The organism is Micromonospora sp. C31 (assembly GCF_018070575.1).
GTDB lineage: Bacteria > Actinomycetota > Actinomycetes > Mycobacteriales > Micromonosporaceae > Micromonospora.
The window spans coordinates 212,843-232,614 of the sequence record NZ_JAGPXN010000004.1 but is presented as its reverse complement, the minus strand read 5'-3'; the positions used below and the strand labels follow the sequence as shown (position 1 = coordinate 232,614).

The following is a 19,772-nucleotide window of genomic DNA, read 5'->3' as shown; positions in this document are numbered from 1 at the left end:
CCGGGAGCCCGGTGCCGGCCCGGGAGCCCGGTGCCGGCCCGAACGGCGTCCGGCCCGCCCCACCGCGGGTGGAGCGGGCCGTCGCGGGACGAGCGCCGGGTCAGGGAATGATCTTCGCCAGGTCCCGGGGCATCGTGGCCTTCACGTCGTCCCACTCGCCCTGGGTCACGTGCCGGCGCAGGGTGTCCAGCACCACCTGCACCACCCGCTCCGGGCCGCCCTCCGCGTCGTACGGGAAGCCCTGCCGGACCTCCAGCAGGAAGTCGTCCCGGTTGAGCTTGATCGGCACGTTCGACGGCTGCCAGCCGTCGAAGTAGATCCCGCGCACCAGCACCGGCAGTTGCGCGGCGAACTCCACGCTCTCCTGCACCGGCATCCGGTCGCGCAGCAGGTGCAGCACCGTGCGCAGCGCGCAGTAGGACTGGTTGCGTTGCTCCTTGGGCCAGCCGTAGGCCTGCTCGATGTCCTTGAGGATCACGTTGGTCTTGTCCATCGAGGACTCGAACGCGGAATGCAGCTGCTCAGCCATCTGTCCACCCCCGTACGTCGGTCTCCCACCGTCGGTCGTCTTCACGTCGCGGCGGCCCCACCGGGCCGCGCGGCTGCCGGGTCGGGCCGACCCGGGCGGGGCGCGGCGCCGACCGGACGTCGGCGGACGAGCCGACGACGTGCAGCACGGCGCCGGACCGTCGACCCGGCACCACCCGAACCGTCATCTCCAGCCACCTCCGTGGAGTCGCCTGCCACGGCCACCGTCGACCGCACGCACCGTCCATGCTGCGCGGCGCCGGGTGAGCGGCCCTCACCCGGACGGGATGAACCGTCGGGCACCGGGCCGGTGCCCGCCGCCGCCCGGATCAGGCGGCGTCGAGCAGCCCGGCGAGCGTCGCGGCGTTGGTCTGCGCGTAGTCGCGGTAGCAGTTGTTCATCAGCACGTGGGTCTGCACCGCGGAGTCGGCCAGCTCGCGCAGCCTCGGTGCCCAGTCGCGCAGCTCCCGGTCGGAGTAGCGGTAGCCGACCTTCTCGTGGATGTCGCGGCTGGTCCACCTGTCGCTGTGCCCGTGGAAGCGGACCACCGCGAGGTCCGCGGTGGCGGCCAGCACCGGGGGCACCGACGAGCGGTGCCCCCGCGGCATGTCCACGCAGACGTACGCCAGCCGGTGCTCGCGCAGGAAGGCGAGGGTCTCGTCGGCGTTGTCGCCGTCGAACCAGGAGGTGTGCCGGAACTCGTAGACCGGCCGCAGCGGGGCGCACCGCTTCGCCAGAGCGCACCGGGCCGGGTCGGGTGCCCGGTGAGCAGGCTGAACGCCTTGACGTTGAAGGTGAAGCCGGGCGGGGTGCGTTCGGCCCACAGCCTCGCCGTCCGCTCGGCGGGCGGCGAGTAGTAGGTGGCGTCCACTTCGACCAGCGGGAACTGCCGGGCGTAGTACGCCAGCCGCTTCTCGGGACTGTCGGCCGTCTGCGGGTACCAGCCGGAGTCCAGCAGGGTCCGGTCGGTCCAGGAGGCGGTGCCCACCCTGATCTCACCCATGGCTCGACCTCACCGCGTCCCGGACCGACCGGCGACCCTTCGCGGGGGTCAGGCCGCCCGACGCTCCCGGTTCTGCTTGCACTGCACACAGGTGGTGGCGGAGGGGAAGATCTCCAGCCGCTCGACGGGGATGGCCGAGGTGCAGCCCTCGCAGAAGCCGTAGGTGCCCTCCTTCAGCCGGGTGAGGGCGTGCTCGTACTGGGCACGGCGGTCGAGGATGGTCCGCAGCAGGGACTGCGCGGTGTCCCGCTCGGCCGTCTTGGTGCCGCTGTCGGCCTGATCGTCGCCGGCGGTGTCGCCGACCTCCACCAGCCGCAGCACCTGGCTCTGCAGCACCGCCTGCTCGTACTCCGCGGACAGCTCGTCGTAGCGGGCCTGCAGGGAGCGCCGGATCTGGTCGATCTCCGCCTGGGATCGGCCCGTACCGACCGTGTCGTGGACGAGCATCGCTGCCTGCCTTTCTGGCCTGGAAATCCGCCGGGGCACCGGTACGCGCCCCAGCGCCGTGGTGGTCTGCGCGCGGGCGGATCACCCGCGCTCTGTGAGCCGGGCGAATACCCCGCCCCACCGGCGCTCAAACCGACGGTTTTTCGCCGCCTCCCGGCGTCACGGCGACACCGGGGACTCCACCAGCGCCGGGTGCCGGGGATCGTCGGCGCGCACCACGACGTCGGCGAACGAGGCCGGGGCGACCTCGTCGGCGTACCGGGCGAAGGCGGGCAGGGTCCACTGCAGCGCGGGATCGGTGCGCCGGGCCAGCGCCGCCGGGGAGAGCGCCAGGTGGACCATGACGTCGAAGGGCAGGCCCGCACCGAGCAGCAGCGCCCCGCTGACCAGCACGACGCCCCCGGGCGGAAGGTCGACGTACGCGGCGCGGCTGGCCCGGTCGGCGGTGGCGTCCCACAGTGAGGGCAGCACCCGCCCGGAGCCGTCGGGCCCGGCCGGGTCGAGCACCTCCCGGCGCAGCCCCGGCTCGTCGACCCAGCCCTGGTAGAACGCGTCGGGGTTGGTGCGGCCGTACTCGAGGCGCACCGAGGCGGGGCGGAGGAAGTCGGCGGCCCGTACGTGCAGCGTCGGCCGGCCGAGCGCGCGCAGCGGGTCGACCAGCGCGGCGGCGAGCTCGTCCGGGCCGGCCGCCGGGGCGCCGTCGACGGCCACCCGCAGCCGGCCGGGGGCGTCGGTGCCGGCGAGGCGCTCGGTCAGCTCGGCGACGAGCCGCTGCGGGGAGATGGGTCGGATGCGCATCCGACCATGGTGCCCCGGCGGGGCGGCGGACGCGGCGGGCGGCGGTCAGCCGTTGCGGTCGATGGTCACGCGGGCGTCGTCGGCGAGCCGGTAGCCGACGCCGTAGACGGTGGTGACCAGCGGGACGTCGACGCCGACCTTCCCGCGCAGCCGGCGGACGTGCACGTCGACGGTGCGCACGCCGGCGTGCTCGTAGCCCCAGACCGTGTTGAGCAGCTGCAACCGGGTGAACACCCGACGGGGGTGGGCGACGAGGTGCAGCAGCAGGTCGAACTCCAACCGGGTCAGCGGCAACGGCTCGCCGTCACGAAGCACCGACCGGGACGACGCGAGGATGTGCAGGGTGGGGATGGTGGCGGCGACGGCGCGCGACGGCGCGCGGCCGGCGGGCACCGGGTCGGGGCGGCGCTCGGCGGTGGCCGTGACGATGGTGCCCTCACCGCGTTCCAGCATCTCCCGGGCGGCCTCGAGCAGCCGCCGGGCGGGCGGGGTCAGCGACTCCTCGGATGCCAACGGGATGTTCAGGGTCACCGTGAGCATCGGCGCGGCGGTGTTGGCGGGACGACGCTGGCCGCCCGGGGGGCGACCGGGAACAGCAGGCTGGGACGTATGCCATCCGGCGCGCGACGAGGCGGGGCTGACCGACATGGTCCTCCTTGGCTGATCCGGGGATCTCCCCACGGCCCGGGACGCCGCTCCATCGATGCTTCCCGGCGCCCGGGCGAGGGTCAAGGGGCGGCTGCGTTGCATGAATGTGACAATTGACGAACGCATCGGAGCCGGATGCTCGCTCTGCGTACGAAGCCTGATGATTACAGCAGAGCCGTCGAGTTGACCCGATAGGGGGGTGCCCGCCCGGTTCACGGTGCTCGGCGGGGTGCCGCCGGGGCGGGCGGGTGCGGTCAGCGCCGGACCGGCGGCGCCACCCGGTAGCCGGGCACCGACGGCCAGCGCACGGTCAGCACCACCGACTCGCGCTCGGCGTACCAGGAGTGGTCCACGCCCCGCCCCCACAGCACGTAGTCGCCGGGCTCGCCCAGCACCACCGTCCGGTCCGGCAACTCGACCCGGAACCGGCCGCTGACCAGCACCAGCAGGGCCGTCCGGCGTTCGCCCGTGGCCCATCGCGAGCGCGCCTCCCCCGCCGGATGCACGCCCCACTTCACCTCGACGTCGGCACTGTGCCGGGGGTCGCCCGACGGCATGAAGTGGCCGAGCAGCCAGCCCGCGTTGGTCGCCCCGTCGACGCCCGCGTTGCCCACGTACACCCTGTCGTCCATCGGGCCCTCCCCCCAGCACACCGGCCGAGCAACGTACCAGGCCGGCGTCCGACTAACCTGGACCGGTGAGTGAGGAACTCGACGCCGAGACGCTGGCGTTCGCGCACCGGATGTTCGACCTGGCGCGCGACGGCGCCACCGTCGAACTGGCCGACTACGTCGACGCCGGGCTGCCGGTCGACCTGACCAACGACAAGGGCGACACCCTGCTGGTCCTGGCCGCTTACCACGCCCACCCCGAGACCGTCGCCGCGCTGCTCGCCCGCGGCGCCGACCACTCCCGGACCAACGACCGGGGTCAGACGGCGCTGGCCGCCGCCACCTTCCGCAGCAGCAGCGAGGCTGTCCGGACGCTGCTCGCCGCCGGGGCCGACCCGCACCACGGCAGTCCGTCGGCGGTGCAGACGGCCCAGTTCTTCGACCTGACCGAGATGCTCACGCTGCTGACCGCACCGACCGGCTGATCGCGGCGGCCGCCGCGGAGCCGGCCGCCGCGGAGCCGACCGCCGCGGAGCCGACCGCCGCGGAGCCGGCCGACAGCGACGTGCGGCGCCGCGCCGGCCGCCGCTGCACCAGGGGCCCGACACCGACCGCACGCTGACGCTCCAGCATGGACGGCCGGCCCCTGCGCCCGGCTCGGCGCCGACGGCTACCGGCGCCGGGGGCGAAACGGTAGGGACACCCGGCGTGCCCGGCCCGCGAACGGTATACAGGGTCGGTGGAGGATCCGCTGCCCGAACAGATGCGCACCGCCGCCACGGCGCTGCTGGCCGCGCTGGACGAGCCCACCCGCGCCCAGGCCACCCACCGCTTCGACGACGAGCCGGCCCGCCGCTGGCTCGAGTACCGGCCGCGGCCCCGCCCCGGGGTCTGCCTGGCCGACCTCGACCGCGCCGGGCGCAAGGCCGCGCACCGGCTGCTGGCCACCGCGCTGAGCCCACCGGCGTACGCCCAGGCGATGGCGATCGTCGCGCTGGAGGAGGTGCTCGACCGGGCGGAGGGATGGCGCCGGGGCCGGCACAGCGGCGACTACTGGGTGGCCGTCTTCGGCGACCCGGCCCGCGACGACGCCTGGGCGTGGCGCCTGGAGGGACACCACCTCTCCGTGAGCATGACCGTGGTGGCCGACCAGGTCTCCCCCGCGCCGATCTTCCTCGGCGCCAACCCGGCCACCGTCCGGTACGCCGGCCGCCCCGTCTCCCGCCCGCTGGGCGTGGAGGAGGACCTGGCCCGCGCCCTGCTCGACGCGATGGGCCCGGCCGGCCGGGCGGCGGCGATCGTCGCCGACGAGGCGCCCGGGGACATCATCAGCGCCACCCGCCCCCGGGTGGACGGGCCGCTGGAGCCGCTCGGGGTGCCCGCCGACCGGCTCGGACCCACCGGCCGGGCCCTGCTGGACCAGCTCGTGGCGCTCTACCTGGACCGGCTCCCGCCCGAGCTGGCGATCCGGGAGGCACGCCGGCTGGACTCGGGGCAGCTGCACTTCGCCTGGGCCGGCCCCACCGTGCCCGGCCGGCGCCACTACTACCGGGTGCAGGGCGACGACCTGCTGATCGAGTACGACAACACCACCGACGACGGCAACCACGCGCACACCGTCCTGCGCCGCCCGGCCAGCGACTTCGGCGCGGACGTCCTGGCCGCCCACCACGCCGAGTCGCACCCCACCCGGGACGGTTAGGGGCGGCGGTGGGCCAGGTCGACAGTGGCGTCGGAGACGTCGGCCAGGGCGTCGAAGGTGGTGGCCTCGGACCGGCGGCCGGCGTCGAAGCGGCGTACCAGGCGGGCGCCCAGCGAGACGCCGACCGCGCCGACGCCCAAGGCCACCAGCTCGACGAAGAGCAGCACGACGGAGGCGCCCCGCTGCGGCGCGTCCGCGCGGACGAGGCAGGAGATCAGGAACAGCGCTGCCATCGCCACGTTCACCAGGTTGAAGGTGATCGCCGTACGCCGGGTGCGGTCGACCGGCACGTCCCACAGGTCGATCATGCCGGCCACGGTGGCCAGCGCGGCGGCGACCAGGGCCGCCACGGACGTCCAGTAGCCCACCTCGCCGAGGAAGGCCGGCCCACCGAGCACGTCGGTCAGGTCGAACAGGGTCGCGCACACGAAGAGCCCGAACGGGAACGTCACCAGCATCGGTTGGATCGGGTGCCCATGCACCCGCAGCCGGCTCTGCATGGTTCCTCCCCAGGTCGGCACACGCGTCACCAGTCCAGGGTGCTACCCGGGCGCCGGTACGCCGAAACGACACGCGGCCCGGGGGCCCGGTGGTGCCGGTGGTCCCAGCGGGCCGACGTGACCCCAGCGGTCACGCTGACCCCGGTCGCACCGGCGGAGGCGGCGGGTGCAGGGACGGCGACGGCCGGAGCGTTCAGTTGTCCCGGGGCCGCGACACGGTGGCGACCAGCCGGTCGGCGACGTCGCGTAGCGGGATGTCCAGCGACGACGCCGCGCTGCGCAGCACGTCGAGCGCCTCCTGGGCCGGGCAGCCGCGCTGGGTCATGATCACGCCGATCGCCTGCCCGACCACCCCGTCGCCGAGCACCGAGGGGTCCAGCTCACCCGCCTGGGCGGCCTTGCGCGCCCGGTCGCGGACCGCCGCCAGGAGCAGCCCGGCGTGCTCGGCGAGCAGCATCGCGGTGAGTTGGTGCCCCGGGGTCAGCAGGTCGGCGGCACCGGCGTAGAGGTTGATCGACCCGATCGCCTGCTCGTCGACGTCGACGGGCGCGGACATCACCCCGTACACGCCCAGCTCCCGTGCCCGCGACGTCCAGGCCGGCCAACGCTCCTCGCGGTCCAGTTGGTCGGAGAGGATCATCTCCCGCCGCCGGATGGCGTCCATCGCCGGCGAGTCGGGGCCGTGCCGCAGATCGTCCAGGCCGGCCAGGCGGGCGTCGGAGGCCGCCACGCCGGCCGGTTCGCCGGCGCGCAGCGCGGTGAAGCCGCACCAGCTCACGCCGGCCACGGCGTCGCGGGCGGTACGCACCAGCGCGGTCAGCGCCTCGTCGAAGTCGTCCACCGCGATCAGCGCGGCGGTCAGCTCGCGCAGCAGGGCGGCGGTCTCCAGGACGCCGAGCCGCTCCACCGCCGGGTCCCGCATCTCCAGGTTCACCGCTCCACTGCCCCCACCGTCCCGGCGCGTGCTGCCGCACGCCCGACCGGCGCCGTCACCTGTCTCATCGTCTGTCTCCCCCGACTCCTCGGACCCGGCCTACTACCCTCGCAAACCGGGATCGAAACGGCGCAAAGGAGGCCCCTTCCCGGCCGACGGGGCAGGAAGGGGCCACCGGAGCGTCAGCGCGACGCGGAGCTGAGCCGCCGCCCCACCGAGGCGATCAACCGGTCCAGCTCCGAGCCGAACGGGTTGTCGTGCACGAGGTACGTCCAGGTCGCGCTCGGCCGCACCAGCTTGGCCTCGTCCGGCTCCCAGTCGTCGCCGAACTCCGTCTCCTCGAAGGTCTCGATGGTGCGCCTCTCGATCTCCGGAACCAGGTTGTTGAACGCCGGCACCGCCGCCCGGTGGAACTCGTCGAGCGGGTCGAGCCGACCCAGGGCGCGCAGGTGCACGCCCTCGCGCACCTCGGAGAGCTCCGCGAGGTGCTCCGCCCAGAGCCGGTCGAGGTGGTAGAGGGCGATCCACCGGGCGGCGCGGGCCAGCAGGTCCTCGTCCATCTCGCCGGCCTTGTCGGGCACCCGGTCCAGCAGCATCAGCGCCGCCACGTCGCTGGTCAGCAGCCGTTCCCGGCGCTCCGCGAGGGCCTTGCGCTGCTGCTCGACGACGACGCTGTAGCGCCAGGTGTTGCGGTGGATCTCGTGGTTGACGCCCTCGGCGACCCGCTGGGCGTGCTCGACGGCGTACTCGACCTGGTCGTCGGTGACCAGACCGTCGGCGTTCATCCGGGGCGAGGCCGGGACGGCGTCGCCGGCGTGCCGGACGACCAGGTCGTCCTCCAGGCTGACGAAGAAGACCGACCCACCCGGGTCGCCCTGCCGACCGGCCCGGCCGCGCAGCTGGTCGTCGACGCGCCGGCTGTCGTGCCGGCCGCTGCCGATCAGGTAGAGCCCGCCCAGCTCGGCGACCCGGTCCCGGTCGGCCTGGTCGCTGCCGCCGAGCCGGATGTCGACGCCCCGGCCGGCCATCTGGGTGGAGACGGTCACCGCGCCGTACGCGCCGGCCTCGGCGATGATCGCCGCCTCCTCGTCGTCGTTCTTCGCGTTGAGCACCACGCAGGGCACCCCGGCGGCGTTCAGGCCCGCGGCCAGCCCCTCGGACTCCTTCACGTCCAGGGTGCCGACCAGCACCGGCCGGCCGCGCTCGTGGTTGCGCCTGATCTCGTCGACCAGCGCCTCCTCCTTCTCCGCCCGGGTGGCGTAGATGCGGTCCGGCTCGTCCTCGCGCACGCACGGGGTGTTCGGCGGGATCACCGCCACCTCGAGGCCGAAGAACTCCCGCAGCTGGTCGCCGACCAGCACCGCGGTCGCCGTCATGCCGCACACCTTGGGGTAGAGCGCGATGTAGGCCTGCACGGCGATCGTGCCGAGCACCTCGCCCTCGGCGGTGGCGTCGAGGCCCTCCTTGGCCTCCACGGCCGCCTGGAGCCCGTCCGGCCAGCGGCGGCGCTGGGCGACCCGGCCGCGCATCTCGTCGATCAACTCGACGGAGCCGTCGCGGACGATGTAGTCGACGTCGCGGTGCAGCAGGGCGTGCGCGTGCAGGGCCACGTTCACCGCGGAGAGCTGCGCGACGTGCTCCTCGTCGTACAGGTCGATGCCGAGCCTGGCCTCGACGGCGGCCAGGCCGGCGGCGGTGAAGGCGACGCTGCGGCCGTCCTCGGCCACCGTGTAGTGCTTGCCCTTGCGCAGGCCCCGCACCTGCGCCGCGGCGGCGTGCACCGGGTCCTGCTCGCCGGCGACCGCGCCGGCGAGGACCATCGGCACCCGGGCCTCGTCGATGAGGATCGAGTCGGCCTCGTCGACGATGGCGGTGCGCAGCGGCGGCTGCACCCGGTCCTCCACGTCGGTGACGAGCTGGTCGCGCAGGTAGTCGAAGCCGGCCTCGCTGACCGAGACGTAGGTGACGTCGCAGGCGTACGCGTCGCGCCGCTCCTGCGGGGTGGAGGCCTCGTTGACCCAGCCGACGGTCAGGCCGAGCAGGGTGTAGACCGGCTCCATCCAGAGGGCGTCGCGCCGGGCCAGGTAGTCGTTGACGGTGAGCACGTGCACCGGGCCGTTGCCCAGCCGGACGTGCCCGTAGGCGGCGATGGCCGCGGTGAGCGTCTTGCCCTCACCGGTGGCCATCTCGGCGACCTTGCCGGAGAGCAGCGCCATCGCGCCCAGCAGCTGCACGTCGTACGGCCGCTGGTCGAGGCCGCGGCGGGCGGCCTCGCGGCCGATCGCGCAGATCTCCTCGTAGCCCGTGGCCTTGCCGGCGGCCTCGGTCAGCTCGGCGTCGTCGAGCGCCGACAGCTCCTCTTCGCGCGCCTCGGCGGCTGGCAGCAGCTTCTCCAACGGTCCCAGGTCGACCGTCGTCCCCGGGCGCTGGAGGAACCGGCGGAACCTGCTCTTCAAGCGTTGCGACACACCCATGAGCGGCAACGGTACGCGACCGCAGCCGACGTTGGCGGCCCGCCCGGCGCGCCGCCGCGCGGGTGTCGGCGCCGGGCTGGTCGCGCGCGTGGGCCGCTCAGCTCACCAGGAGCTGGTGGGTGGCCAGCTCACGGTAGAGCGGGCTCGTTCCGGTGAGTTCGTCGTGGGTGCCCGTGGCCGCCACCCGGCCGCCGTCGAGCACCACGATCTGGTCGGCGTCGACGACGGTGGAGAGGCGGTGCGCCACGATCAGCAGGGTGCGTCGGGCAGCCACCGCGTCGATGGCCCGGCGCAGCGCGGCCTCGTTGCGGGCGTCGAGGTTGCTGGTCGGCTCGTCGAGCAGCAGCACCGGTGGCTCGGCCAGCAGGGCGCGGGCGATCGCCAGCCGCTGCCGCTCGCCGCCGGAGAGCAGCACCCCGCCCTCGCCCACCTGCACGTCCAGCCCGTCGGGGGCGCGCTCGGCGAGGTGGCCGAGGTTGACCTCGCCGAGCACCGCGCGCAGCCGGGCCTCGGTGACGTCCGGCGCGCTGATCAGGAGGTTCTCGCGCAGCGTGCCGGCCAGCACCGGCGCGGACTGTTCCACGTAGCCGATCCGGGCGCGCAGCGCGTCGCGGGGCAGGTCCCGCACGTCGACGCCGTCGAGGCGCAACGCGCCCTCGGTGACCTCGTAGAAGCGCTCGACCAGCGCCAGCAGCGTGGACTTCCCGGCACCCGACGGGCCGACCAGGGCGGTCCGGGTGCCGGCCGGCACGGTGAAGCTCACCTCGCGCAGCACCGGCGGGCCGCCGGGGTAGCCGAAGCCCACCCGGTCGAACTCGACGGACGCCGGGGCCCCGCCCGGCAGCGCCCGGACCGGGGTGCCCGCCGGCCGGTCGGCCGCTCCCTCCGCCGGCACGGCGAGCACCTCCTCGATGCGCTGGAGCGCGCCGAGGCCGGTCTGCAACTGGGTGTAGGCGTGCACCGCCTGCCCGAGCGGAAGGACCAGGAAGAACAGGAACATGATGAAGGCGACCAGGTCGCCGACGGTGATCGCGCCCGCCGCCACCCGCGCCCCGCCCACCCCGAGGACCAGCAGGAACGCCCCCTGGATGGTGACGCTGCTGGCGGGGCCGACGAACGCCTGCACCCGGGCCACTCGCAGCCCCGCCGCGTACGCCTGGGTGGCGCTGACGCCGATCGAGTCGGCCTCGCGCCGCTCCGCCCGGGCCGCGCGGATCGTCCGGGCGGCGGAGATGGCCCGCTCCACCGCGGAGGTCATCTCGCCGATGCGTTCCTGGGCGGCACGGGCCAGGCCCCGCACGCGGCGGGCGAAGGCGACCGCGATGGCGATGCCACCGGCCACCCCGAGCAGGGTCACCCCGAACAGCACCGGATCGAGCAGGACCATCGCGCCCGCCGCGCCGAGCACCATCACCGCGCCGGTGACCACCTCGAACAGGCCGGAGGTGACCACGGCGCGCAGCAGGGTGGTGTCCGAGCCGACGCGCGAGAGCAGGTCGCCGGTGCGGCGGCGGTCGTACTCGGCGATCGGCAGCCGCAGCAGGTGCCCGGCCAGCCGCCGGCGGGTGCCCAGCACCACCCCCTCGGCGGTGCGTTGCAGCAGGTAGTCCCGCACCCCGCCGAGCGCCGCGCCCGCCAGCACCAGGGCGACCAGCGTCGCGACCAGCCCGGCCACGCCCCGGCTGGCGGAGAGCCCGTCCAGCACCGAGCGGGTGAGCAGCGGCTGGGCCAGCGACGCCGCCGCACCGGCCAGCGACAGCGCGCCCACCACGGCCAGGGTGCCGCGGTGGGCGCGCAGGTACGGCAGCAGGGCGGCGAGGCCGACCCGACGGTCGTCCCCGCTCCCGCCGGAACCGTCGACGGCGGCCGGGGCGGAGTCGTCGGCGGTCAGGACGGCAGCGTCAGCGGTCATGGCTGGAACGGTAGCCGCCCGTACCACCCGCCCGGGGCGGAGCGGGGCTCAGCCGGTCAGCACCACCTGAAGTTCCTGGCGGCGCCGCTCGGCGAGATCGGTCAGCAGGGTCGGCGCCTCCTCGAACGGCACCACCGCCGACACCAGGTGCTTGCGGATGACGTCCCCGTACGCGCGCAGCAGGTCGATCGTCTCGGCGGAGAGGCGCTCGCGGTCCCAGGTGGGGGCGAGCCCGCGCGGCACCCGGCCGATCTGCGCGCACCGCAGTGACAGTCCGTTGTGGTGGAACTCCTCGCCGAACCGGACCGCGTCCGCGCCGGCCTGGTAGAAGGCCAGGTCGACCACGGTGCCCTGGGGACGCAGCAGGCGCAACGCGAGCTGCAACGCCCACGCCTGCCCCCGGCACTGGAACACCACGTCGGCGCCCCGGTCGCCGGGGCCGTGCGCCCAGCGGGTCTTGAGCACCACCGCCGGGTCGTCGCCCTCGGGGTCGAGGGTCTCGAGGCCCAGCGCCTCGGCGACGGTCCGCCGCTGCGGGGTCGGGTCGAGCACCACCACCGAGGCGGCCCCGTGCCGCTTGGCGAACAGGGCGGTGAGCAGGGCCACGACCCCGCTGCCGACGACCGCGACCCGGCGGCCCCGCACCCCGTCGCCGAGGGACCGCACGTCGGCGCCGTGCAGGTCGGCGGCGGCGTGCAGCACCCCGTTGGCGCAGATCGGCCCCATGTGCGCGACGTAGACGCCGAGCAGCGGATCGAGATCCGCGGGCAGCGGCACGAACCGCTCGGCGACCGGGTCGGCGACCCAGCCGGTGCGGTGGCCGTACGTCATCGCGCCGACGGTGCCCACGGCGACGGCCGGGGTACGGCTCTCCACCACCCGGCCGACCTGCATGTAGCCCAGCCGGGTCACCGGGTACGGGGTGCTGGCCGCGCCCGGTTGGAAGAGCCCGAGGTCGGCGTTCCAGGTGACGTTGAGGTAGGGGTTGGTGCCCTTGACGTAGCTGAGTTCGGTGCCGGCGGACACGCCGCTGAACAGCGTCTCGACCCGGAACGTGCCGTCGGTCACCTCGGCGGCGTCCTGCTCGATGAGCTCGACCTGTCCCGGGCCGCCGACCACCACCACGCGGTCACGCATCGACGGTCACCCCCGTGGCCAGCGGCGCGGCGGCGGGCGTGTCCAGGCGTACGGGCCGGCCGGTGCGGGCGGAGTCGGCGACCGCGAGGGCGAGGCGCTGGGTGCCGAGGGCCTCGGCGTACGGGACGCGCACGTCGTCGCCGACGCCCCGGACGGCGTCGACGAAGGCCCGGTCCACGGCCACCCGGGCGGCCTCCGGGTCGGCGTCGAAGCGGCGTTCCCCGTCGGCGTCGCGCACGACGAGCCCGTCCTCGCCCAGCGACAGGGCCAGCCCGTCGGCGAGGATCTCCAGCCCGGCGCGGTGCTTCCAGCCGAGCACGCAGGCGGCGGTGAGCGTGCCGACCGCGCCGTTGGCGAAGCGCAGCGTCGCGGTGGTCACCGAGTCGATGTCGGCCCCGTCGACCGGCGGCGGGGCTCCGTCGCCGTACGCGGTGACCTCGGTGGCCTCGCCGACCAGGCACCGGATGAGGTCCAGCACGTGCGCGGCCTGCTCGACCACCGGGCCGCCGGAGCGGTCCCGCCGCGACCACCAGGCCACCGGGGGTACCTTGTCCCACCACGCGCCGGCGACCATCCGCACCGGACGTTCGGCGAGCAGTTCCCGGGCCTGCCGCACCACCGGCAGGTAGCGCCAGTGGTGCCCGACGCCGGTGAGCAGCCCCCGCCGGGCCACCAGGTCGGCGATCCGCTCGGCGGTGGCCAGGTCGACGGCGACCGGCTTCTCCACGAACATCGGCACCCCGGCCGCGACGACCGCCTCCTCGGCCGGCCCGTGGGCGAACGGCGGCACGCAGACGTAGACCGCGTCCGGGCCGGCGGCCAGCAGCTCGTCGACGTCGTCGAAGGCGCGGGTGCCGTGCGCGTGCGCCAGCTCCGCCGCCGCCTGCGGCAGCACGTCGGTCACCCCGAGCAGTTCCACGTCCGCGAAGCCGCCCAACACCCGGGCATGGCGTTGCGCCACCCCGCCGGCCCCTACCAGTCCCACCCGGCACGTGCGCATGAAAGCCCCTTCGCCACAGTTTCGCGTTCGGTGACTGCAACTCCCCCCGGGTGCCCGCAACCAAACGTTCACCAGGGCGGAACCCGGCCACGTCACCGACGTGATCAAGCTGTTAGGCATGCTGCGGTTAGCGCGAGCGCGGTAGTGGGAAAAACAGTGAAGGTTTTTCCGCCACGATCTGGGGGTGCCTGTGCGGAATACGGAAACGATGGTGTCACCGGTGGTGGAGGCCTGGGCCACCTACCGCACCACGTCGGCTGGTGACTGGCCGGCACGGCGCCTGATGCGCGCCAAGGGGGACAGCAGGGTCAGCGTGGTCCTGCCGGCCCGTGACGAGGAGGCGACGGTCGGCGCGATCGTTTCGACGATCCGGGAGCACCTGATGGAGCGGGTGGCCCTGGTCGACGAGCTGATCGTGGTGGACTCCCGGTCCACCGACCGCACCGCCGCGGTGGCGCGTGCCGCCGGCGCGGAGGTGGTCAGCCAGGACGCGATGACCCGGGGTCTTCCTCGGCTCACCGGCAAGGGGGACGCGCTGTGGGCGGGGCTGGCGGCGGCCGAGGGCGACGTGGTGGCATTCGTCGACGCCGACCTGCGCGAGTTCCGTCCGCACTTCGTGACCGGGCTGATCGGTCCGCTGCTGACCGATCCGTCGGTGGACTTCGTGAAGGGCTTCTACCACCGCCCGTTGGTCGGGGCGTCCAGCGTGGAGGCCGACGGCGGCGGGCGGGTGACGGAGCTGATGGCCCGGCCGATGCTGAACCTGTTCTGGCCCGAGCTGGCGGGCTTCGTGCAGCCCCTCGCCGGTGAGTACGCCGGCCGCCGGGAGGTGCTGGAGCGGGTGCCGTTCGTCTCCGGCTACGGGGTCGAGACGGCGATGCTCATCGACCTGCTCGAGCTGGTCGGGTTGGACGCGCTGGCCCAGGTGGACCTGGGCGAACGCAAGCACCGCCACCAGGACACGGCCGCGCTGGGCCGGATGTCGGCCCAGATCATGCTGACCGCCTGGTCACGGTTGCAGCGACGCGGCTGGGCGGTGCCGGGCGCGACGCCCGCCGCCCTGCTGACCCAGTTCCGGCGCGGCGGCTCCGACGCCCTGCCGAACCTGGACCGGGAGATCGTCGTCAGCGACGTCTCGGTGGAGGAGCGACCGCCCCTGGCGGAGCTGCGGCACCGGATCCCCCGCCGACGGGTCGCCGCGGCGTGAGCACGCGACCTGTCGCGACCCCGAACGACCGGGTGCGGACGGCCCAGGGCCCCGCCGAGGGAAGGAACCCCGTATGAGCCTCACCGTCCTGATGAACGCCGGTCCGTGGCTGTCCGTGCCGCCGCCCGGCTACGGCGGCATCGAGAACGTCATCGCGACGCTGGTACCCGAGCTGCGCCGCCTCGGCGTACGGGTGGTGCTCGCCTCGGTCGACAGCAGCACGCTCCCGGTCGACGAGAAGTTCTCCGTCTTCCCCGACGGGCAGTTCCACGCCCTGCAACGGCCGTACAACCAGGTCTGCGGCATCTCACAGGCACACCTCAACGGCGTGGTGCGCGCGCTGCACTCGCGCGACGACATCGACCTGGTGCACGACCACGTGGAGGCGGTCGGTCTGGCCACGCTCGCCGCGATGGGCCCGGACGCCCCGCCGGCCCTGCACACACTGCACTGGGACCTGGCCAAACACCCGGCGCTCTACGGCAACCTCGACGGCGGCGACCGGGTGCGGGTCAACGGGGTCTCCGCCTCGCAGCTGGCCCGCGCGCCCCGGGCCTTGCAGGAGCACTCGGTGGGCCACGTGCACCTGTCCACCCCGCTCGCCGTCGACGCGGACCGTCGGCCCCGGGCGGAGAAGGGCGACTATCTGATCATCCTGGGCCGGATCAACCCCGGCAAGGGTCAGGACGTGGGCGCGCGCCTCGCCCGGCGGGTGGGGGTGCCGCTGGTGCTCGCCGGGCCGGTCGGCCCGTACCACCGGCCGGAGGACCTGGCCGCCGCCGGGGACGGGGCCCGGCAGAACCCGGACGTCCGGTTCTTCTACGACGAGGTGGCGCCGCACGTCGACGGCGACCTGGTCCGCTGGGTGGGCACCGTGGCCGGGCAGGAACGCGACGACCTGCTGGCCGGCGCCCGGGCCTCGCTGTTCCCGCTGCGCTGGGAGGAGCCGGGCGGCACGGCGGTGGTCGAGTCGCTGGCCCTGGGCACGCCCGTGGTCGCCACCGCCCGGGGCTGCCTGCCCGAGCTGATCGAGCACGGCCGCACCGGCCTGCTCACCACCGACGAGGAGGAGCTGGGCGACCTGCTGCTGGCCGCCGGCCTGCTGGATGCGGACGAGTGCCGGCGCGAGGCCGCCGTCCGCTTCACCCCCGCGGCGATGGCCGAGAAGTACGTCGGCCTCTACGAGCGGGTCCGCCGGCTCGCCGCCGCCGGACGTCTGCTGCCGGCCTGACCACGGGTCCGCGTCCCGGGGCCGGCCCGCCGTGACGGTGGGCCGGCCCCGGTTTCGGGCCGGCCTCGTGGCGTGCCGGCCCCGGTACGGCGACCGGGCGACCCCGGCCGCGGGTTTGCCGGTGGGAGCAGCGGGAAGGCGCGCTGCGCCCAGCGTTCCCACACGGTGAGGAGACGGCGGTGACCGGTCCCATGGCGCGCTCCCGCGCCCGGCACGACCCGGCCGACGGCAAGGCTCCCGTCCGGCGGGCCGCCACCGCCGTGGCGGTGGTGTTCCTCCTGGTCGGCGTGCTCGGCTTCGTGCCGGGCATCACCAGCGACTTCGGCGACCTGCGCTTCGCCGGGCACGACTCCGACGCCAGGCTGCTCGGCCTGTTCCAGGTCTCGGTGCTGCACAACTTCGTCCACCTGCTCTTCGGGGTGGCGGGGCTGGTGCTGGCCCGCACCGTCGCGGGGGCGCGGGCCTACCTGATCGGCGGCGGCGCGATCTACCTGGTGCTCCTGCTCTACGGTCTGGTGATCGACCACGACAGCGGGGCCAACTTCATCCCGGTCAACGACGCCGACAACTGGCTGCACCTGTTCCTCGGCCTGGGCATGATCGCGCTCGGCGTCCTGACCACCCGGGGCCGGGCCGGTCGGTGACGCAGTGCGACCGGCCGGGGCTCGCCGCCCCGACCGGCCCGGTTTCGCCCTGCCCGCGTCCGGGTAGTCCGGAGATCCCCGACGACGACGCGAAACGAGGGCGCCCATGCCGCGGCGGATCACCTGCGAGGTGCGCGACCGGTCACCGGTGACCGTCGTACGCCTTCGTGGCGGCCTCGACCTCGGCACCATGCGCACGGTGCACAACGTGCTGGACGGCTGCCTGGCCAGCCAGCCCGACGCGCTCGTGGTCGACCTCACCGACGTCACCGTCCGTGACCCGCTCGCCCTCTCGGTCTTCGCCGCCATCGCCCGCCGGGCGGCCGGCTGGCCGGGGGTGCCCGTCGTGCTGTGTGCCCCGCCGCCCGAGACGGCGGTGTGGCTGGCGCAGTCGACCGCCTGCCGGGTGGTGCCGGTACGCCGCGACTGCGACGAGGCGACCCGGGCGGCGAACGCGGCGGCGGCGCCCCGACTGCGGGCCCGGCTCGAACCGGTTGCGGAGGCCTGCCGGCGGGCGCGGGAACTGGTCACCGACGCCTGCGGGCGGTGGAACCTGCCGGAGTCCGTCGGTCCGGCGTCGCTGGTGCTCAGCGAACTGGTCGGCAACGTGGTCCGGCACGCCGGTACGCCGATGCGGGTGACGCTGACGTTGCGCCGGCCGTACCTGCACGTGGCGGTGTCCGACGGCGACCGCAACCTGGTGCGGGCCGGCTGTCCCGACGCGCGGGCCGAGGGCGGCCGGGGGCTGATGCTGGTGCGCGAGCTGGCCCAGGGGTGGGGCAGCGCGCCGGCCGGCGACGGAAAGGTCGTCTGGGCCATCCTGCCCGCCAATTGACCGGATTTACCACTCTCGCCTGAAAGACCGCTGTCGCCTGGTTTCATGGGGTGCGGGGCGGCTAGCCGCGCCGTCCTATCTGTCGTCTGGCGGGGTGAGGGTCACATGCCCAAGCGGGTAACCAGGGAACCACGCGACCGGGGACCGGCGATCTTGGCGCCAGCCCGCTTCGGCGGCTATCCCGGGCCGTTGCGCAAGCCGCTCCCCGGCGGAAAGCTGACCCGGTTCCTGGCCACCACCGACCACAAGCAGATCGGGCTGCTCTACCTGCTGACCTCGTTCAGCTTCTTCCTGGTGGCCGGGATCCAGGCGATGCTGATGCGGGCCGAACTGGCCCGGCCCGGCATGCAGATCCTCTCCTCCGAGCAGTACAACCAACTCTTCACCTCGCACGGCGCGGTCATGCTGCTGCTCTTCGCCACCCCGGCCGCGTTCGGCTTCGCCAACTACATCGTGCCGATCCAGATCGGCGCCCCGGACGTGTCGTTCCCCCGGCTCAACGCCCTCGCGTACTGGCTCTACCTGTTCGGCGGGCTGATGGTGATCGGCGGCTTCCTCACCCCGGGCGGCTCCGCCGACTTCGGCTGGACGGCGTACTCGCCGCTGAGCAGCCCGGAGCACTCCCCCGGCGCCGGTGCCAACATGTGGGTTATCGGACTGGTGGTCTCGGGGCTGGGCACGATCCTCGGGGCGGTCAACCTGATCACGACGATCCTCACCCTGCGCGCGCCCGGCATGACCATGTTCCGGATGCCGATCTTCACCTGGAACATGCTCTTCACCAGCCTGCTGGTGGTCCTGGTGTTCCCGCTGCTCGCCGCGGCCCTGATGGCGCTCGCGGCGGACCGGCTGCTCAACGCCCACGTCTACGACCCGTCGACCGCCGGGCCGATGCTCTACCAGCACCTGTTCTGGTTCTTCGGCCACCCCGAGGTGTACATCATCGCGCTGCCGTTCTTCGGCATCATCACGGAGATCATCCCGGTCTTCTCCCGTAAGCCGATCTTCGGCTACACGGGGCTGGTGCTGGCCACCATCGCGATCACCGTGCTGTCGATGACCGTGTGGGCGCACCACATGTTCGCCACCGGCCAGGTGCTGCTGCCGTTCTTCAGCATCCTGAGCTACCTGATCGCGGTGCCCACCGGGGTGAAGTTCTTCAACTGGATCGGCACCATGTGGAAGGGACAGCTCACCTTCGAGACGCCGATGCTCTTCGCGATCGGCTTCCTGGTGACGTTCCTGCTCGGCGGCCTCACCGGAGTGCTGCTGGCCAGCCCGCCAGCCGACTGGCACACCCACGACACCTACTTCGTGGTGGCGCACTTCCACTACGTCGTGTTCGGCACGGTGGTCTTCGCGCTCTTCGGCGGCTTCTACTTCTGGTGGCCGAAGATGACCGGGCGGCTGCTGGACGAGCGACTCGGCAAGGCCCACTTCTGGACCATGTTCATCGGCTTCCACGGCACCTTCCTGGTGCACCACTGGCTGGGCAGCGAGGGCATGCCCCGCCGGTACGCCGACTACCTGCCCACCGACGGGTTCACCACGCTGAACACGATCTCCAGCATCTTCTCCTTCGTGCTCGGCGCGTCCACGCTGTTCTTCATCTGGAACGCCTGGAAGTCCTGGCGGTACGGGGCGTTGGTGAACGTCGACGACCCCTGGGGCTTCGGCAACTCGCTGGAGTGGGCCACCACCTGCCCGCCGCCCCTGCGCAACTTCGACCGGATGCCCCGCATCCGCTCCGAGCGGCCCGCCTTCGACGCCAAGTACGGCCCCCTCGTCGCCGACCTCGGCCGGGACCTGCCGCAGCGCACCACCAAGCCCCCGCAGGACTTCCGCGAAGAGCTGCACCGCGAGAAGCACCCGCCGGAGTCACCGGCCGCCGGGGGCGCGCGGGGCGCCCGCGACGCCGTCGCGTACCAGCCCGCGCCGCAGTCCGGCGCCCGGCCCGTCGACGTCCCGGAGCCGGAGGACGTACGCCGCCCCAGCTTCGAGGACAGCGACGCCCCGGGCGAGGAGAGTGAGAACCCGAACCCGCTGGACTCCGACCGCAGTGGCCGGCGCAGCCCGGGTCGCTGGCGGCACCCGCACAGCGACGGCGGTGACGATCGACCTCGGTGACCGGCGGGCACCGCCGGGGCCGGCACCGCACAGG

At 74.1% G+C, this 19,772-nt stretch carries 18 protein-coding genes and 1 pseudogene; 7 read left to right on the top strand and 12 right to left on the bottom strand.

The window, feature by feature from the left end; translation table 11 throughout:
- Positions 1 to 100 precede the first annotated feature (100 nt).
- From KBX06_RS08650 to KBX06_RS08625, 6 genes and pseudogenes are all read right to left on the bottom strand, one after another.
- Positions 101 to 529, bottom strand: coding sequence for a DUF2267 domain-containing protein (locus tag KBX06_RS08650; RefSeq protein ID WP_210833714.1), 429 nt, complete (start codon positions 527 to 529; stop codon positions 101 to 103).
- A 328-nt stretch (positions 530 to 857) separates the two neighbouring features.
- A pseudogene (locus KBX06_RS08645) lies at positions 858 to 1,531 on the bottom strand (DUF72 domain-containing protein).
- A 48-nt stretch (positions 1,532 to 1,579) separates the two neighbouring features.
- On the bottom strand, positions 1,580 to 1,978 hold the full coding sequence (locus tag KBX06_RS08640) for a TraR/DksA C4-type zinc finger protein (RefSeq protein ID WP_210833713.1): 399 nt from the start codon (positions 1,976 to 1,978) through the stop codon (positions 1,580 to 1,582).
- Positions 1,979 to 2,137: 159 nt separating this feature from the next.
- Positions 2,138 to 2,776, bottom strand: a complete 639-nt coding sequence (locus KBX06_RS08635; protein ID WP_210833712.1) for a uridine kinase — start codon at positions 2,774 to 2,776, stop codon at positions 2,138 to 2,140.
- Between the two features lie 45 nt (positions 2,777 to 2,821).
- On the bottom strand, positions 2,822 to 3,424 hold the full coding sequence (locus tag KBX06_RS08630) for a winged helix-turn-helix domain-containing protein (protein WP_210833711.1): 603 nt from the start codon (positions 3,422 to 3,424) through the stop codon (positions 2,822 to 2,824).
- 254 nt (positions 3,425 to 3,678) lie between these two features.
- Entirely contained in the window at positions 3,679 to 4,056 is a 378-nt protein-coding gene (locus KBX06_RS08625) for a signal peptidase I (RefSeq protein ID WP_210833710.1), read from the bottom strand.
- A 65-nt stretch (positions 4,057 to 4,121) separates the two neighbouring features.
- Here KBX06_RS08625 and KBX06_RS08620 point away from each other — a divergent pair, with 65 nt between their 5' ends.
- On the top strand, positions 4,122 to 4,520 hold the full coding sequence (locus tag KBX06_RS08620) for an ankyrin repeat domain-containing protein (protein ID WP_210833709.1): 399 nt from the start codon (positions 4,122 to 4,124) through the stop codon (positions 4,518 to 4,520).
- A gap of 254 nt (positions 4,521 to 4,774) precedes the next feature.
- Positions 4,775 to 5,737, top strand: coding sequence for a DUF3500 domain-containing protein (locus tag KBX06_RS08615; protein WP_210833708.1), 963 nt, complete (start codon positions 4,775 to 4,777; stop codon positions 5,735 to 5,737).
- On the opposite strand, the gene KBX06_RS08610 is transcribed toward KBX06_RS08615, so the two are convergent.
- From KBX06_RS08610 to KBX06_RS08585, 6 genes are all read right to left on the bottom strand, one after another.
- On the bottom strand, positions 5,734 to 6,267 hold the full coding sequence (locus tag KBX06_RS08610; protein WP_307854516.1) for a DUF2231 domain-containing protein: 534 nt from the start codon (positions 6,265 to 6,267) through the stop codon (positions 5,734 to 5,736). The two genes, KBX06_RS08615 and KBX06_RS08610, sit on opposite strands and share 4 nt — an antisense overlap.
- Positions 6,268 to 6,430: 163 nt before the next feature.
- Entirely contained in the window at positions 6,431 to 7,171 is a 741-nt protein-coding gene (locus KBX06_RS08605; RefSeq protein ID WP_210833707.1) for a GAF and ANTAR domain-containing protein, read from the bottom strand.
- A 182-nt stretch (positions 7,172 to 7,353) separates the two neighbouring features.
- On the bottom strand, positions 7,354 to 9,645 hold the full coding sequence (gene secA2 / locus KBX06_RS08600; RefSeq protein ID WP_210833706.1) for an accessory Sec system translocase SecA2: 2,292 nt from the start codon (positions 9,643 to 9,645) through the stop codon (positions 7,354 to 7,356).
- Positions 9,646 to 9,742: 97 nt separating this feature from the next.
- The gene (locus tag KBX06_RS08595; protein ID WP_210833705.1) at positions 9,743 to 11,557 is read right to left on the bottom strand and encodes an ABC transporter ATP-binding protein; all 1,815 of its coding nucleotides are present in this window, start codon (positions 11,555 to 11,557) and stop codon (positions 9,743 to 9,745) included.
- 48 nt (positions 11,558 to 11,605) lie between these two features.
- Positions 11,606 to 12,694: a zinc-binding alcohol dehydrogenase gene (locus KBX06_RS08590; RefSeq protein WP_210833704.1), complete on the bottom strand. Its 1,089-nt coding sequence runs from the start codon at positions 12,692 to 12,694 to the stop codon at positions 11,606 to 11,608.
- Entirely contained in the window at positions 12,687 to 13,694 is a 1,008-nt protein-coding gene (locus tag KBX06_RS08585) for a Gfo/Idh/MocA family protein (protein ID WP_210833703.1), read from the bottom strand. The genes KBX06_RS08590 and KBX06_RS08585 overlap by 8 nt, the downstream gene beginning before the upstream one ends.
- Before the next feature lie 208 nt (positions 13,695 to 13,902).
- Here KBX06_RS08585 and KBX06_RS08580 point away from each other — a divergent pair, with 208 nt between their 5' ends.
- The 5 genes from KBX06_RS08580 to ctaD all read left to right on the top strand — a co-directional run bounded on the left by KBX06_RS08580 (position 13,903) and on the right by ctaD (position 19,738).
- Entirely contained in the window at positions 13,903 to 14,901 is a 999-nt protein-coding gene (locus tag KBX06_RS08580; protein WP_210833702.1) for a glucosyl-3-phosphoglycerate synthase, read from the top strand.
- A 73-nt stretch (positions 14,902 to 14,974) separates the two neighbouring features.
- On the top strand, positions 14,975 to 16,132 hold the full coding sequence (locus KBX06_RS08575; RefSeq protein WP_210833701.1) for a glycosyltransferase: 1,158 nt from the start codon (positions 14,975 to 14,977) through the stop codon (positions 16,130 to 16,132).
- A gap of 191 nt (positions 16,133 to 16,323) precedes the next feature.
- The gene (locus tag KBX06_RS08570) at positions 16,324 to 16,776 is read left to right on the top strand and encodes a DUF4383 domain-containing protein (protein ID WP_210833765.1); all 453 of its coding nucleotides are present in this window, start codon (positions 16,324 to 16,326) and stop codon (positions 16,774 to 16,776) included.
- 106 nt (positions 16,777 to 16,882) lie between these two features.
- Positions 16,883 to 17,611: an ATP-binding protein gene (locus tag KBX06_RS08565; RefSeq protein WP_210833700.1), complete on the top strand. Its 729-nt coding sequence runs from the start codon at positions 16,883 to 16,885 to the stop codon at positions 17,609 to 17,611.
- 105 nt (positions 17,612 to 17,716) lie between these two features.
- Positions 17,717 to 19,738 carry a cytochrome c oxidase subunit I gene (gene ctaD, locus KBX06_RS08560; protein WP_210833699.1) on the top strand — a complete coding sequence of 674 codons (2,022 nt, stop codon included), beginning with the start codon at positions 17,717 to 17,719 and terminating at the stop codon, positions 19,736 to 19,738.
- The last annotated feature ends 34 nt before the right edge of the window (positions 19,739 to 19,772 follow it).

What these genes read in the sequence shown, in the direction of transcription:
- KBX06_RS08595 (WP_210833705.1), bottom strand. Translation starts at nt 11,557, where the DNA reads ATGACCGCTGACGCTGCCGTCCTGACCGCCGACGACTCCGCCCCGGCC.
- secA2 (WP_210833706.1), bottom strand. Translation starts at nt 9,645, where the DNA reads ATGGGTGTGTCGCAACGCTTGAAGAGCAGGTTCCGCCGGTTCCTCCAG.
- KBX06_RS08585 (WP_210833703.1), bottom strand. Translation starts at nt 13,694, where the DNA reads ATGCGCACGTGCCGGGTGGGACTGGTAGGGGCCGGCGGGGTGGCGCAA.
- KBX06_RS08625 (WP_210833710.1), bottom strand. Translation starts at nt 4,056, where the DNA reads ATGGACGACAGGGTGTACGTGGGCAACGCGGGCGTCGACGGGGCGACC.
- KBX06_RS08650 (WP_210833714.1), bottom strand. Translation starts at nt 529, where the DNA reads ATGGCTGAGCAGCTGCATTCCGCGTTCGAGTCCTCGATGGACAAGACC.
- KBX06_RS08590 (WP_210833704.1), bottom strand. Translation starts at nt 12,694, where the DNA reads ATGCGTGACCGCGTGGTGGTGGTCGGCGGCCCGGGACAGGTCGAGCTC.
- KBX06_RS08580 (WP_210833702.1), top strand. Translation starts at nt 13,903, where the DNA reads ATGGTGTCACCGGTGGTGGAGGCCTGGGCCACCTACCGCACCACGTCG.
- KBX06_RS08575 (WP_210833701.1), top strand. Translation starts at nt 14,975, where the DNA reads ATGAGCCTCACCGTCCTGATGAACGCCGGTCCGTGGCTGTCCGTGCCG.
- KBX06_RS08630 (WP_210833711.1), bottom strand. Translation starts at nt 3,424, where the DNA reads ATGTCGGTCAGCCCCGCCTCGTCGCGCGCCGGATGGCATACGTCCCAG.
- KBX06_RS08565 (WP_210833700.1), top strand. Translation starts at nt 16,883, where the DNA reads ATGCCGCGGCGGATCACCTGCGAGGTGCGCGACCGGTCACCGGTGACC.
- ctaD (WP_210833699.1), top strand. Translation starts at nt 17,717, where the DNA reads ATGCCCAAGCGGGTAACCAGGGAACCACGCGACCGGGGACCGGCGATC.
- KBX06_RS08635 (WP_210833712.1), bottom strand. Translation starts at nt 2,776, where the DNA reads ATGCGCATCCGACCCATCTCCCCGCAGCGGCTCGTCGCCGAGCTGACC.
- KBX06_RS08570 (WP_210833765.1), top strand. Translation starts at nt 16,324, where the DNA reads ATGGCGCGCTCCCGCGCCCGGCACGACCCGGCCGACGGCAAGGCTCCC.
- KBX06_RS08640 (WP_210833713.1), bottom strand. Translation starts at nt 1,978, where the DNA reads ATGCTCGTCCACGACACGGTCGGTACGGGCCGATCCCAGGCGGAGATC.